The organism is Stenotrophomonas maltophilia, assembly GCF_013464915.1.
Classification (GTDB): domain Bacteria; phylum Pseudomonadota; class Gammaproteobacteria; order Xanthomonadales; family Xanthomonadaceae; genus Stenotrophomonas; species Stenotrophomonas maltophilia_AT.
In genome coordinates this window covers 21,500-34,433 of the sequence record NZ_RAVT01000030.1, presented here as the reverse complement: position 1 = coordinate 34,433, position 12,934 = coordinate 21,500, and the positions used below count along the sequence as shown (strand labels likewise).

11 protein-coding genes are annotated in these 12,934 nt (G+C 68.6%); 6 read left to right on the top strand and 5 right to left on the bottom strand.

Translation table 11 applies throughout. From position 1 onward, the window contains the following. Nucleotides 1-54: 54 nt before the first annotated feature. Nucleotides 55-1,377: a hypothetical protein gene (locus D7T59_RS11325; protein WP_180850914.1), complete on the top strand. Its 1,323-nt coding sequence runs from the start codon at nucleotides 55-57 to the stop codon at nucleotides 1,375-1,377. An 8-nt stretch (nucleotides 1,378-1,385) separates the two neighbouring features. On the opposite strand, the gene D7T59_RS11320 is transcribed toward D7T59_RS11325, so the two are convergent. From D7T59_RS11320 to trxA, 5 genes are all read right to left on the bottom strand, one after another. Beyond that, on the bottom strand, nucleotides 1,386-2,102 hold the full coding sequence (locus D7T59_RS11320; protein WP_180850915.1) for a hypothetical protein: 717 nt from the start codon (nucleotides 2,100-2,102) through the stop codon (nucleotides 1,386-1,388). A gap of 47 nt (nucleotides 2,103-2,149) precedes the next feature. Then, entirely contained in the window at nucleotides 2,150-2,602 is a 453-nt protein-coding gene (locus tag D7T59_RS11315) for a DUF4442 domain-containing protein (RefSeq protein ID WP_049427725.1), read from the bottom strand. Nucleotides 2,603-2,679: 77 nt separating this feature from the next. Next, nucleotides 2,680-4,305, bottom strand: a complete 1,626-nt coding sequence (locus D7T59_RS11310; RefSeq protein ID WP_180850946.1) for a CHASE2 domain-containing protein — start codon at nucleotides 4,303-4,305, stop codon at nucleotides 2,680-2,682. Further along, on the bottom strand, nucleotides 4,302-5,957 hold the full coding sequence (locus D7T59_RS11305; protein WP_180850916.1) for a FecR domain-containing protein: 1,656 nt from the start codon (nucleotides 5,955-5,957) through the stop codon (nucleotides 4,302-4,304). Before D7T59_RS11305 ends, D7T59_RS11310 begins: the two co-directional genes overlap by 4 nt. A 153-nt stretch (nucleotides 5,958-6,110) precedes the next feature. Next, complete coding sequence (gene trxA, locus D7T59_RS11300) at nucleotides 6,111-6,968, bottom strand: thioredoxin (RefSeq protein WP_164137129.1); 858 nt, start codon at nucleotides 6,966-6,968, stop codon at nucleotides 6,111-6,113. Between the two features lie 124 nt (nucleotides 6,969-7,092). Between trxA and D7T59_RS11295 the strand changes: the two genes are divergently transcribed. The 5 genes from D7T59_RS11295 to nadD all read left to right on the top strand — a co-directional run bounded on the left by D7T59_RS11295 (nucleotide 7,093) and on the right by nadD (nucleotide 12,880). Next, the gene (locus tag D7T59_RS11295; protein WP_180850917.1) at nucleotides 7,093-7,695 is read left to right on the top strand and encodes a DUF998 domain-containing protein; all 603 of its coding nucleotides are present in this window, start codon (nucleotides 7,093-7,095) and stop codon (nucleotides 7,693-7,695) included. Nucleotides 7,696-7,800: 105 nt separating this feature from the next. Then, nucleotides 7,801-10,443, top strand: a complete 2,643-nt coding sequence (gene leuS, locus D7T59_RS11290; protein WP_180850918.1) for a leucine--tRNA ligase — start codon at nucleotides 7,801-7,803, stop codon at nucleotides 10,441-10,443. 136 nt (nucleotides 10,444-10,579) lie between these two features. After that, entirely contained in the window at nucleotides 10,580-11,164 is a 585-nt protein-coding gene (locus D7T59_RS11285) for an LPS-assembly lipoprotein LptE (RefSeq protein WP_164137126.1), read from the top strand. 9 nt (nucleotides 11,165-11,173) lie between these two features. Next, entirely contained in the window at nucleotides 11,174-12,211 is a 1,038-nt protein-coding gene (gene holA, locus D7T59_RS11280) for a DNA polymerase III subunit delta (protein WP_111112142.1), read from the top strand. After that, nucleotides 12,212-12,880: a nicotinate-nucleotide adenylyltransferase gene (gene nadD / locus D7T59_RS11275; RefSeq protein ID WP_180850919.1), complete on the top strand. Its 669-nt coding sequence runs from the start codon at nucleotides 12,212-12,214 to the stop codon at nucleotides 12,878-12,880. It abuts the gene before it with no gap. Nucleotides 12,881-12,934: the final 54 nt, after the last annotated feature.

Sequence of the window (12,934 nt, the reverse complement as noted above, 5' to 3'; positions counted from 1 at the left end):
CCGGTCGATTACGCTGGGGAATCGACTGCGGCAACGAGCCATGGAAGGGAAGCTGTGTTGAAGATTCTGCGCGGACTGGGATGGACCCTGGCGGGCCTGCTGGTGCTGGCCATCGTGGTGTGGTGTGCCTCACGCATGTGGCCGGTGCCGGAATCGCGGTTGCAGGCGCAGCAACGGCTGGAAGCGCGGCTGCCGGCGAGCGGGCGCAATGGCTATCCGCTGTTGTGGACACTGGCCTTTGACGACCTGGATGCCGGCCAGCGCGAGCAGGCGTTGGCCGAGGATGTGCGGCGCTGGGACGCCGACCCGCACGGTAACAGTGTCACCCGCCCTCATCAGGCCGCCGGCCACGAAGGATTGCGCTCGCGGGCGGCCGCCGGTTGCGGGCCGGCGGCCCGCGATTGCCTTGCCCAGGTGCGCGCCGATCCGCAGCGCTTCGTCGACGCCCATGCGGGCCATCACCAGTTGCATGCGCGGCTGGATGCGCTGGCCGACGCGGACCATTTCGTCTCGCCGTTCCAGCCGAAGCGGGAGGGCATCCTGGTGCCGATGCCGACCTACGGGCTGGTGGTCGATGCCACCAGCGCACGCGCGCTGGCATTCGTACAGGGCGACATCGACGGTGCCCTGCGCGGCAGCTGCCGAGGCGTGCAGCTGGGCCGGCGGCTGGTGCCCGGTGGCAGCTATCTGTTCGACAGCATCATCGGCGCAAGCCTGGTGCAGGCCAATGCGCAGCTGCTGGCCGACATGCTGGTTGAACTGCCTGCCGATCACCCGCTGCCGGCCGAATGCGAACAGGCCATGCAGCCGATGCGGGCCGACGAGCAGAGCCTGTGCCGTGCGATGCAGGGCGAGTATGCGATGAACCAGGTGGCGATCGAGACCTCGGCGCGGGAATTCGGCGGCGTGCTGGTACTGGACCGCAGCAGCACCCTGGCCCGTGCGGCCGGCAATCTCGGTTGGGCCTGTGGCGCGACGGCGACCGCTGCGCTGGAGGCGGACCGTCCGTTGCCGGTACCGGCGCCGCTGCAGCGTGACTTTGGTTGCCTGTCGAACGTCATGGGCTGCCTGTTGACCGACATTGCGGGTCCGGTCTATCCGGCCTATTCGTCGCGCACCCAGGATGCGGCGGCGATGCTGCGCCTGCTGGGCGCACAGCGCTGGCTGCGGCAGCAGCCGGGGGATCCGGTGGATGCGCTGCAGCGGTTGCCGGCGCAGTTCGCCTCGCCGGTGCGGGCGCCACAGCTGTCCGCCGACGGGCGCGCCCTGCAGGTACCGCGTCGCTCGCCCACCCGCAGCAACGACGAAAGCCCATGGCTGTCGGTGCCGCTGGTGGCCACTGGCGCCGCAACCGCCAGCGCCAGCGCCCGCGACTGAGCAGAACCCTAGCCGGCGCCGGCCAGTGGATTGAATGCCCAGCCATCGCCCACGCTTTGCAGCGTCCAGCGCTGGCTGCTGCGCAGTGGCTGCCAGCGCACGCTTTCCTTGTCGTCCTCGATGCTGCCCTCGGTGTGCTTCACCTTGCGCGTGGAAAAATTCACGCTCACCGAGGTGGGCTGTCCTGAATTGCGCATCACCGAGTTCTGGTCGTAGCCGATCAGCGCGAAGGCATCGTCCTGCCAGCGGAAGGTGAAGACGGTGGTACCCATCGACCAGCTTCCCGCGCTGGAGAAGGAGAACAGCGCCACCCTCAACGTGCCGCGCTGGATGCTGACACCGCCATCTTCAAGCGGGTCGCTCATCACCGGGTTGTCCGGGCGCGGGATCAGCTGATGGTCCTGCACCGCCAGCACGTAGCCGGCCGGGCGTGACCACGCCACGGCGAGAATGCGCGGGTTGCTGTCGTAGGGTGACGGGCCGAAGCCATCGTGTTCGATGACATTGCGCGGGTCCTGCTGGCGCAGCACCAGTACCAGGTCCGCGCGGCCATCGCGGTCGAGATCGCCTTCAATGCTGGACTCCAGCGTCCAGCCCTCGGGCACGAAGCCGGCGGCAGTGGCAGCCTGGGCCGGCAGCGCCGGGTACTGCACCGGCGGCAGGTCCAGTGCATGGGCCGCGCACGGCAGGGTGCTCATCAGTGCTGCAAGGGTGCAGGGGCGCATCGGAGCCTCCATGGCAGGGGGCCAGAGGATAGCGCCTGTGCGGTGGATCAACGCGCGTGCGGCTTCAGGCGCAGGTACACCTGCTTGCGGACCTGTGCGACCACCTCGCCGCTTTCATCGACCACGTCGTTGCTGAACCAGCGCAGCACCTTGTCGCCGCTGGCGGCTTCGGCGCGAAGTTCGTCCAGCAGCGCGTCGTCGATGCGGAATGATGTGCGCACGGTGCCGCGGCCGGGCTTGAGGAAGTCGATGGCGCCTGCGCGGTCCCACACGTAGTAGTCGCGGCCGAGGATGTGCAGCAGGCCGAGCATCCAGAACGGATCGGTCATCGCGAACAGGCTGCCACCGAAGTGGGTACCAACATAGTTGCGGTTCCATGGCCGCAGGCGCAGCTCGACATCGATCTGCCGGTAGTCGGGGGTGATGCGGGTGACGTGGATGCCGGTGAACAGGAAGGGCGGCCAGAGGTTGATGCCGAAGCGGAACAGGCGGGCGTTCATGCGGATCCGGGGGGGGCGCTGGGCGAGGTGCCCAGTCTAACCATTCGCATGCGTATGTTGCACCCCGGTGGCGCCGGTCAGGTGCCGCTGTCGATCACATACCCGTCGCGCCCATTGGCTTTGGCCTGGTACAGCGCGGTGTCGGCCCCTTCGACGAAATGATGCGGTTGCAGCTCGCCGTCCGGCACCCGGGTGAACACGCCGATGGTGAGCGTGACCTGGTCGTCGCCGCCATCACCATGTGCCGGCAACGCACGTACGCAGTCGACCAGGTCCTGGATCACAAGCCGCGCGCCTTCGGCCGGGGTATCGGGCAATACAAGCGCGAATTCATCGCCACCGTAGCGCGCGGCCATGTCGCGCGGGCGCCGCGCATGCGCGCCGATCAACCGGGCGACATCCCGCAGCACGCGGTCGCCGACCTGGTGGCCATGGCGGTCGTTGTGGCGCTTGAAGTGGTCGACGTCGATCAGCGCCAGGCTCAGTGGCTTGCCGTTGCGTCGTGCGGCGTCGCATTCCTGCTGCAGCGCCTGTTCGAAGCGCAGGCGATTGCCAAGGCCGGTCAGTGCGTCGCGGTTGGCCTGCCGGTGCCAGGCCGAAATCCGCCAGATCGCCCAGGCCAGCAGTACCAGCAGGACGCCCAGCAGGGCGGTGGCCGGCGCCCACCAGAGGTTGCTGGTGCGCAACAGCAACCAGCTCAGCAGAGGGGCAATCGGCAGCGAACACAGCGCCGCCAGCCACGGCAGGCGCAGGCCGAGCAGGATTACGCACAGCGCCACCAGCACCGCGCTGATGGTGTGCTGCCAGAAGCGGGGCAGCACATCGATCTGCCTGTGCTGCAGCAGCATCGAGGCGATGTTGGCCTGGTACTCGCTGCCGCTCATCCAGAACTCGCGGGTGGTCGGGGTCAGCAGGCGCGGCGCGATGCCGCTGGCGGTCATGCCGACGATGATGCGGCGGCCATGCAGCATCGCCATGTCCACGTGGCCATCGAGTACGTCTGCGTAGGAAACCTGCGGCAGCTGCTCGGGGGGGCCGGCATAGCGCACCCGCACGTAGTCGTTGCGCCGCCATTGATAGGGCGAGCCCACTTCGGGATCAGGGTCGGGCAGGCCGCGCACCGCGCCTGCGGGCAGGCCGGTCAGGGCCAGCCCGAGCGCCGGCCAATGCGCCTTGCCGATGCCTGCATGCAGGTAGATGCCGCGGGCGACGCCGTCACTGTCCACCTCAACATCGGTGTGGCCGATGGCGGCGGCACTGGCCGCAATCTGCGGAACCGGCAGCATTTCCTCGGCCATGCGGTCACCGGCTGCCGGTGCGGCCAGCACCGGCAGCACCACCCGGCCATTGCGCCGGATGGCAGCGGCCAGTGCCTCGTCCTGGCGGCTGTCGCGGCGGTCCGGCTCGGACAGCATCAGGTCCAGCGCGACCCGTTCGGCACCGGCATCGGTCAGGCGGTCCAGCAACCGGGCATGGACCGAGCGCGGCCACGGCCATTGGCCGATGCGCTGCAGGCTGCCTTCGTCGATGGCCACGATCAGCACGCTCGGGTCGGGTCGATAGTCCCAGTTGCCGACCATCGCGTCGTAGGTGGCCTCGTCCTGCCGCCACAGCCATTGGCCCTGGCTGGCGACGATGGTCAGTATCCCGGCCAGCATGGCCAGCAGGATCCGCTTCGGCCACGGCAGCGGCGAGCGCCTCACAACAGCAGCCACAGCAGCAGGGCACCGCCGCCGGCGCCATAGCAGAGGCGACACGGCAGGGCGATCTGCTGGGCCGGCGAGAACTCTCCGGCATGGCCGTCATCGTCGATGTACTGCACGCGCACATGCAGGGTGCCGCGCCACGGCCGCTTGAAGCTGACCTGCGGTTCGGCCACGGTTTCGTCGACCAGGGGTGCCTTGAAGTCGCCGCGGCGGTCGACCTGCACGCGATAGCGCTGGCCTTCGCTGCCGGCCTGCCAGCGCAGGGTCAGTTCACCGTGCGCGGCCTCGGGCGGCTGCAGCGCAGGATCGACCGGTTCGTTGCTGAGCTGCAGCGGCAGGGCCTGGCCATAGCGCCCCTGGTGCCCATTGGCATCGCGGGAGGCGACCCGCCAGAAGTATTGACCTGGCGGCAATGGCTGCGCCAGGCGCAGATCGGTGCCGGTGCTGGTCTGTTCCTGCAGGGGCTGTACGAAGCTGGAATCAGCCGCGATCTGCAGCACGCTGCTGCGCGCACCCGGGGCCTGGCTCCAGCGGAAACGCGGGCGATCGCTGTTGATTGTCTGTCCATGCAGCGGGGCCAGGGTCAGCGGCGGTGGTGGCTGGTCGCTGAGTTCGAAGTCGGCGCTGGCGTCGATGCCTTCGACACCCTGCGCATCGACCGCGCGCAGCAGGACGCGCAGCTGGCCCGGCGGCAGATCGCCGATGGCCAGGCGGGTATCGGGGGTGGTGGCAGCGAACAGCAGGATCTCCGGCGTGGCTGCCTGTACCACTTCAACGCGGTAATGCGCGGCGCCGGTGACCGGAGTCCATGCCAGCAGCGTCGGCAACGGGGCCAGGCGCAGTTCATCGTTGCGCAGATGTGGTGCCGGCAGCAGAGCGGAGACTGCATCCGGTGCGGCGTCGGCGCTGGCGCTGCGGGTGGCCTGTCCCGGCTGGACCATGCGCTGGCCATGGGTGTTGCCGACCTGCACCTTGCCCTGCAGGACCTCGGTAGCCGCGACATCACGACCGTCGCCGGCACTGACCCGGAAGACGGTGCCACGCACGCTGCTGGTGGCGGTGGGCGCATCGATGATGTAGCGCGATGCCGGGCCGCGCGCGGGCGTCACCCGATTGCTGGCGCGGCCCTGCTGCAGGCGCAGGCGGGTGTCGACCATGCCGGTGTGGCCATAGCGGCTGAGCTGGTCCAGGCGCAGGCGCGAGTACTCACGCAGCTGCAGGCGCGACGCATCGGCAAACTCCAGCGTGACGCTGGATTCGCCCTCGGTCTGCACGGTGTCACCGATGTGCAGCTGCTGGCCGGCCTGGATGGCGCGGCTTGCGCTGCCGTCTCCGCCGGACAGTTCGACCTTGCCGCGGACCGAGAGCACCCGCGCCGGCGCCGGTTCGGTACGCAGCCAGCTGATGGGAAAGCGCAGCAGCTGGCCGGGGGGCAGCCGGTAAGGGTTGTCGATGCGGTTGTGCTGCTGGAGCTGTTGCCAGCGCACCGAGGGCTTCAGGTACACGCCACCCAGATCCCACAGGGTGTCGCCGGGACGGACCCGGTAGTTCCAGTCCTGCGCGGCGGCAATGGCCGGCAGCAGAAGGAGGGCACAGAACAGGGCGCCCTGGAAGCGCGTGGCAGACAACAGCGAGCGGACGAAGGTCACAGTTTTGCAATCCCGGCAATGCGGGGGTGCAGCTGCAAGACCCCATGGCCCCGACCTCATCCCCCCGAACGGATCGTGGCGGCCGTACGGCCGCCATCGCGCGCATTATTGCCCGCGTCCAGTGCAGGGATTCTGAACGAACCCGGCTCCCGTTCAGAACAGCAGGGACGCCATCCTGCGGCGGTACTGGCCGACCAGGTCCTCGTCGGAGATCACATTGAAGGCGTCGATCAGCGCCTTGCGCGGCAGGCCTTCCTCGAAACTCCGGTCGATCCGCAGCATTTCCAGGAACTGCGCCAGCGCGGCTTCGTCATGGCCGCCGAGCAGCAACTGCACGCCGCGTAGGTGGCGGGCCTTGAGGTCCTTGCCGTCAGCGGCGATACGCGCGTCCAGCACCTCGGCGGCCGGGGCGTCCTTCAGCGCGGCGGCAAAGGACAGGCGGGCGCGGGCGCGCACGGCGCGGTCGTCGGTGGCCAGGTTGGCGGGCAGGCCGTCGATCAGCGTGCCGGCTTCGTCCACGCCGCCGATCTGCAGCAGGGCCAGGGCCAGGTCGAGCTTCAGCTCGTCCTTGTCCGGCTCGGCGGCGATCTGCGCGCGCAGTACATCCACCTGTGCCTGCGGATCCAACGGCGCTTCGTCCTCGGCGGCGGTGTCACCGACGTCGGCCGGTACGATGCCGTGCTGGGCCAGGAACTCACGCAGCTGGCCTTCCGGGATGGCGCCGGGGAAGCCGTCCACCAGCTGGCCGCCCTTGACCAGGAACACGGTGGGCACCGAGCGGATCTGGAAGGCGGCCGCGATCTGCTGTTCCTTGTCGACATCGACCTTGGCCAGCTCGAAGGCGCCGTTGTATTCGGCGGCCAGCTTTTCCAGCATCGGGCCCAGGGTCTTGCAGGGGCCGCACCACGTGGCCCAGAAGTCGACCAGCACCGGCGTCTGCAGCGACTTCTGCAGGACTTCGGCCTCGAAGGTCGCAGTGGTGGCGTCGAATACGTAGGTCGTCTCGGTCATGGGGGAGGCATCGATTGGCATCTGGAGACCGATTCTATGGTGACGATCGATGCCCGTCTCAACCCGGACTGCGGCAAATGCCCGACAATGCGTCGTTTCCGCCGCCGTTGCTCCCGGAGCCTGCATGACCTCCTCGTCTTCCTTGTTGCGCCTGTCCGGCCTCGCCGCTGCACTGCTGTTCGTGCTGGCGGTGCTGGGCTTCGGCGCCGGCCTGGACGGCTATGCACAGGCCCGCCACCCGGTGGCCCTGCTGGGCGCACACGGCGTGCCGCACGCGCTGGCCTTCAATCTGCTGGGCTTCGTGTTGCCGGGCCTGCTGGCGGGGGTGGTGGCCGAGTGCCTGCGCCGGCGGCTGCCTGTCACGGCCGGCTGGGCACCGCGGGTCGGCAGCCAGATGCTGCTGCTGGCCGGGCTCGCATTCGCTGCGATGGGCCTGCTGCCGCTGGATGTGGACGACCTGCACGGGCCGGCCAGCCAGCTGCATGCCAGCGCCTGGATGATCTGGGTGCTGGGCTTTGTCACTGGCACCCTGCTGCTGGGCATTTTCAACATGCGCCAGGCGCACGGCCGTGTCCAGGGTGGAATGTTGGTGGCCTGCGGGGTGCTTGCGGCAGTGGCCGCCTTCGCCCTGCAGGGCCTGGTGCCGGCACCCCTGGCACAGCGCGTGGCCTTCGCCTGCTGGGCGCTGTGGCTGGTGGTTGCGCTGCCGCTGTCGCGACCGCGCTGAGACAGATCGTGGGCGCCGGCGGCGACAGTCGCGGCCGGTCGGGATTGGAGCCCCATGCCGCACTGCGGTACGCTGTACCGCTTTGCCGCCGCATCCGCGTGTTCCATGACCAGCGCTGAAACCAACGCCTACGACCCGCAGCAGGTTGAATCCGCCGCCCAGCAGTACTGGGACGCCACCCGTGCCTTCGAAGTGGACGAGACTTCGGACAAGCCGAAGTACTACTGCCTGTCGATGCTTCCGTACCCGTCCGGTGCACTGCACATGGGCCACGTGCGCAATTACACGATCGGCGACGTGATCAGCCGCTACAAGCGCATGACCGGCCACAACGTGCTGCAGCCGATGGGCTGGGACGCGTTCGGACTGCCGGCGGAGAACGCGGCGATCAAGAACAAGACCGCACCGGCGGCCTGGACCTACAAGAACATCGAGCACATGCGTGGCCAGTTCAAGGCCATGGGCTATGCGGTCGACTGGTCGCGCGAGTTCGCCACCTGCCGCCCGGACTACTATGTCCACGAGCAGCGCATGTTCACCCGCCTGATGCGCAAGGGCCTGGCCTACCGCCGCAATGCAGTGGTGAACTGGGATCCGGTCGACCAGACCGTGCTGGCCAACGAGCAGGTCATCGACGGCCGTGGCTGGCGTTCCGGCGCGCTGGTCGAGAAGCGCGAGATCCCGCAGTGGTTCCTGCGCATCACCGATTACGCCCAGGAACTGCTGGATGGCCTGGATGAACTGGACGGCTGGCCGGACTCGGTCAAGACCATGCAGCGCAACTGGATCGGCCGCTCCGAGGGACTGGAAATCCAGTTCGACGTGCGTGACATCGACGGCGGCGTGCTGGATCCGCTGCGCGTATTCACCACCCGTCCGGATACCGTGATGGGTGTGACCTTCGTGTCGATCGCCGCCGAACATCCGCTGGCGCTGCACGCAGCGAAGAACAATCCGGAACTGGCTGCGCTGCTGTCGGAAATGAAGCAGGGCGGCGTGTCCGAAGCCGAGCTGGAGACCCAGGAAAAGCGCGGCATGGACACCGGCCTGCGTGCCATCCATCCGGTCACCGGCGAGAAGGTGCCGGTGTGGGTCGCCAACTTCGTGCTGATGGGCTACGGCACCGGTGCGGTGATGGCTGTTCCGGGCCATGACCAGCGCGACAACGAAGTGGCCAACAAGTACGGCCTGCCGATCGTGCAGGTCATCGCCCTGAAGGACCCGCGCAACGACGACGAGCGCACCTGGGACGGTACCCGCTGGCAGGACTGGTACAGCGACAAGAGCCGCCAGACCGAACTGGTCAACTCGGCCGAATTCGATGGGCTGGATTTCCAGGGCGCCTTCGAAGCCCTGGCCGAACGCTTCGAGCGCAAGGCCCAGGGCCAGCGCCGCGTCAACTATCGCCTGCGCGACTGGGGCGTGAGCCGCCAGCGCTACTGGGGCTGCCCGATTCCGGTGATCTACTGCGACAAGTGCGGTGCGGTGCCGGTGCCGGAAGAGCAGCTGCCGGTGGTGCTACCGGAGGACGTGGCGTTCTCGGGGACCGGTTCGCCGATCAAGACCGATCCGGAATGGCGCAAGACCACCTGCCCGGAATGCGGCGGCGCGGCCGAGCGCGAGACCGACACCTTCGACACCTTCATGGAGTCGAGCTGGTACTACGCCCGCTACACCTCGCCGGGCGCCCGTGATGCGGTCGACAAGCGTGGCAACTACTGGCTGCCGGTCGACCAGTACATCGGCGGCATCGAGCACGCGATCCTGCACCTGATGTATTTCCGCTTCTACCACAAGCTGCTGCGCGACGCGCGGATGGTGGACAGCAACGAACCGGCACGCAACCTGCTGTGCCAGGGCATGGTGATCGCCGAGACCTACTACCGCCCGAACCCGGACGGCTCGAAGGACTGGATCAACCCGGCCGATGTGGAAGTGCAGCGCGACGAGCGCGGCCGCATCACCGGCGCCACGCTGATCGCCGACGGCCAGCCGGTGGTGGTCGGTGGCACCGAGAAGATGTCCAAGTCGAAGAACAACGGCGTGGACCCGCAGGCGATGGTCGACAAGTACGGTGCCGACACCGTGCGCCTGTTCTCGATGTTCGCAGCCCCGCCGGAACAGTCGCTGGAGTGGAACGAAGCCGGCGTGGACGGCATGGCCCGCTTCCTGCGCCGCCTGTGGGCCCAGGTGCAGAAACACGCCGCCGACGGTGCCGCCCCGGCGCTGGACGTGGCCGCGCTGGATGCCAACCAGAAGGCGCTGCGCCGCAAGACCCACGAGACCATCGGCAAGGTCGGTGACGACTATGGCCGCCGCCACAGCTTCAACACCGCCATCGCCGCGGTGATGGAACTGATGAACGCGCTGGCCAGGTTCGAGGACGGCAGCGAGCAGGGGCGTGCGGTGCGCCAGGAAGCGCTGCAGGCCATCGTGCTGCTGCTGAACCCGATCACCCCGCATGCCAGCCACGCCCTGTGGCAGGTGCTGGGCCATGGCGAGACGCTGCTGGAAGACCAGCCGTTCCCGCAGGCCGACGCCGGTGCGCTGGTGCGCGACGCGCTGACCCTGGCCGTGCAGGTCAACGGCAAGCTGCGTGGCACCATCGAGGTGGCCGCCGATGCCGCACGCGAGCAGGTCGAAGCACTGGCCCTGGCCGAGCCGAACGCGGCCAAGTTCATGGAAGGCCTGACGGTGCGCAAGATCATCATCGTGCCGGGCAAGATCGTGAACATCGTCGCTGCCTGATGCATCCTGGGCCGGTCACCCTCGCGGTGGCCGGTACCTTCCCGGTGCGGGGCCATGCACTTGATGGCCCTGCATTCACGCGGCTTCGGGCAGGCTGTGTGTTGCCGTGATCGCCCGGCTCCGCCAGACTGTCTCCATGACCCGAATCCTGCTTGCCCTCGTTCTTGTCCTCGGCCTTGCCGGCTGCGGTTTCCATCTGCGCAACAAGCTGATGCTGCCGACCGACACGGCGCCGGTGAAGGTGGTCTCCACCGCGCCTTACAGCGAACTGGTCAAGCTGCTCAATCGCAGCCTGCTGGCATCCGGTGCCAAGCTGGCAGACGAGGACAGCACGGGGCCCAGTACCCAGCTTCAGGTGCTGTCCGAACGCTGGGGTGACCTGCCGATCGCCATCGACTCGCAGGGCCGTGCGCAGGAGTACAGCCTGCGCTATGCGGTGATCTTCATCTTCCGTCGCGAGGATGGCAGCGAGCTGGTGCCGCAGCAGGTGATCGAACTGTCGCGCGACTACGTGTCGCCGCCGACCGACGCCACCGGTACCACCACCGAACGCGAAATCCTGGCCGATGAGCTGCGACGGGAAATGTCCGCGTCGATCATCCGCCGCATCGACAGCGTGGTGCGTGCCGAGATCGAGAAGGGCGGCAGCCTGACGGCGCCGAAGGCCAAGCCGGTTGAAGGCGCGGAGCCGGCCGAGCCGGTTCCCGCAGCCAAGCACTGAGTCGCGACGATGGAACTGCGTCCGGAGCAGCTGGCCAGCCAGGGCGCTGACACCCCGCTGGCGCCGGTCTACCTGATTGCAGGCCCGGAAACCCTGCGCGTGCTTGAAGCGGCCGACGCCATCCGTGCGCGCGCGCGCGCCGCCGGCATCGGCGAGCGGGAAGTATTCGACGCCGATGGCCGTGATTTCGACTGGAACCAGCTCGACGCCAGCTTCAACGCGCCCAGCCTGTTCAGTGCCCGCCGGCTGGTCGAGGTGCGCCTGCCCAGTGGCAAGCCCGGCAAGGACGGGGCCGAGGTGATCAGCCAGTTCTGCGCCAACCCGGCACCGGACGTGGTGCTGATGATTACCGCCAACGAATGGAGCAAGGCCCACCAGGGCAAGTGGGCCGAGGCGGTCAATCGCATCGGCGTGCTGTCGGTGGCCTGGGCGATCAAGCCGCACGAACTGCCGGACTGGATCGAGCGACGCCTGCGTGGCAAGGGCCTGCGTGCCGACCCTGCCGCCGTGCAGCGCCTGGCCGAGCGGGTGGAGGGCAATCTGCTGGCCGCCGCGCAGGAAATCGACAAGCTGGCGCTGCTGGCCGACGGCCAGCCGCTGGACGTGGAACGGATGGAATCGCTGGTGGCCGACGCCGCGCGCTATGACGTCTTCCGGCTGCTGGAAGCCACGTTCTCCGGCCAGCCGCCGGCGGTGCTGCGCATGCTGGCGGGCCTGCGTGGCGAAGGCGAGGCGGTGGCCGCACTGATGCCGATGGTGATCCGCGAGCTGTTGGCTGGTGCCGGCCTGGCCCGGGTACAGGCGCGCGGCGGCAATCTGGCCGCCGAAATGAAATCGCGCGGCATCTGGGAATCACGGCAAGCCCCCTACAAGCGCGCGCTGCAGCGGCACCCCGAGGGCAAGCGCTGGGAGCGTTTCGTGGCCGAGGCCGGACTGGTTGACCGTATCGCCAAGGGGCGCGCCGACGGCGACGCTTGGCTGGCGCTGGAACGCCTGCTGGTAGCCGTGGCCGAACCGCGTGCCGTGCGCCTGCTGGCGCGGGCCTGAGTGATGAGCCTGCGGATCTACTATGGGGGCACCTTCGATCCGGTGCACCTCGGGCACCTCGCCATCGCGCGTGCTGCCCGTGACGAACTGCAGGTCGCTGTACGCATGCTGCCGGCGGCTGATCCGCCGCATCGCGCGGTGCCGGGCGCAACCGCTGACCAGCGCTTCACCATGCTCTCGCTGGCCATCGGCGATGAGCCTGGCCTGCTGCTGGACCATCGTGAACTGGACCGCGCCATACGCTTTCCCGGCCGCCCGTCCTACACCGTCGACACCCTGCGCGAACTGCGCGGCGAGCTGGGCCCCAGCCGGCCATTGGCCTGGCTGGTCGGGGCCGACAGCCTGCTGGGCCTGAGCCGCTGGCATGAATGGGAGGCACTGTTCGGGCTGGCCCATTTCGTGGTGGCCGAGCGCCCGGGCAGTCCCCTGCAGGCCTCGGTGGATGGCGAACTGGGCCGCGCGCTGGAAGGGCGCTGGGCCGACAACGAGCAGGCGCTGTTTGCCAGTCCGGCCGGGCGCATCCTGCGCCTGCATCACCCGCTGCGCGAGGAATCGGCCAGTGCCGTGCGTGCACAGATCGCCGCCGGCGGCCCCTGGCGGGCGTTGCTGCCACCGGCCGTGGCCGACTATGTGGCCGCCCACGGCCTGTACCGCTCCCCTACGCCGTGAATGCCGTCGCCCCGGCTTGCCCGTATAATCGCCCCCACGTTTATCGAGTCGATC

Excerpts from the sequence above, each read along its gene's own strand:
- holA (WP_111112142.1), top strand. The coding sequence starts at position 11,174 with ATGGAACTGCGTCCGGAGCAGCTGGCCAGCCAGGGCGCTGACACCCCG.
- trxA (WP_164137129.1), bottom strand. The coding sequence starts at position 6,968 with ATGACCGAGACGACCTACGTATTCGACGCCACCACTGCGACCTTCGAG.
- D7T59_RS11295 (WP_180850917.1), top strand. The coding sequence starts at position 7,093 with ATGACCTCCTCGTCTTCCTTGTTGCGCCTGTCCGGCCTCGCCGCTGCA.
- D7T59_RS11320 (WP_180850915.1), bottom strand. The coding sequence starts at position 2,102 with ATGCGCCCCTGCACCCTTGCAGCACTGATGAGCACCCTGCCGTGCGCG.
- D7T59_RS11285 (WP_164137126.1), top strand. The coding sequence starts at position 10,580 with ATGACCCGAATCCTGCTTGCCCTCGTTCTTGTCCTCGGCCTTGCCGGC.
- D7T59_RS11315 (WP_049427725.1), bottom strand. The coding sequence starts at position 2,602 with ATGAACGCCCGCCTGTTCCGCTTCGGCATCAACCTCTGGCCGCCCTTC.
- leuS (WP_180850918.1), top strand. The coding sequence starts at position 7,801 with ATGACCAGCGCTGAAACCAACGCCTACGACCCGCAGCAGGTTGAATCC.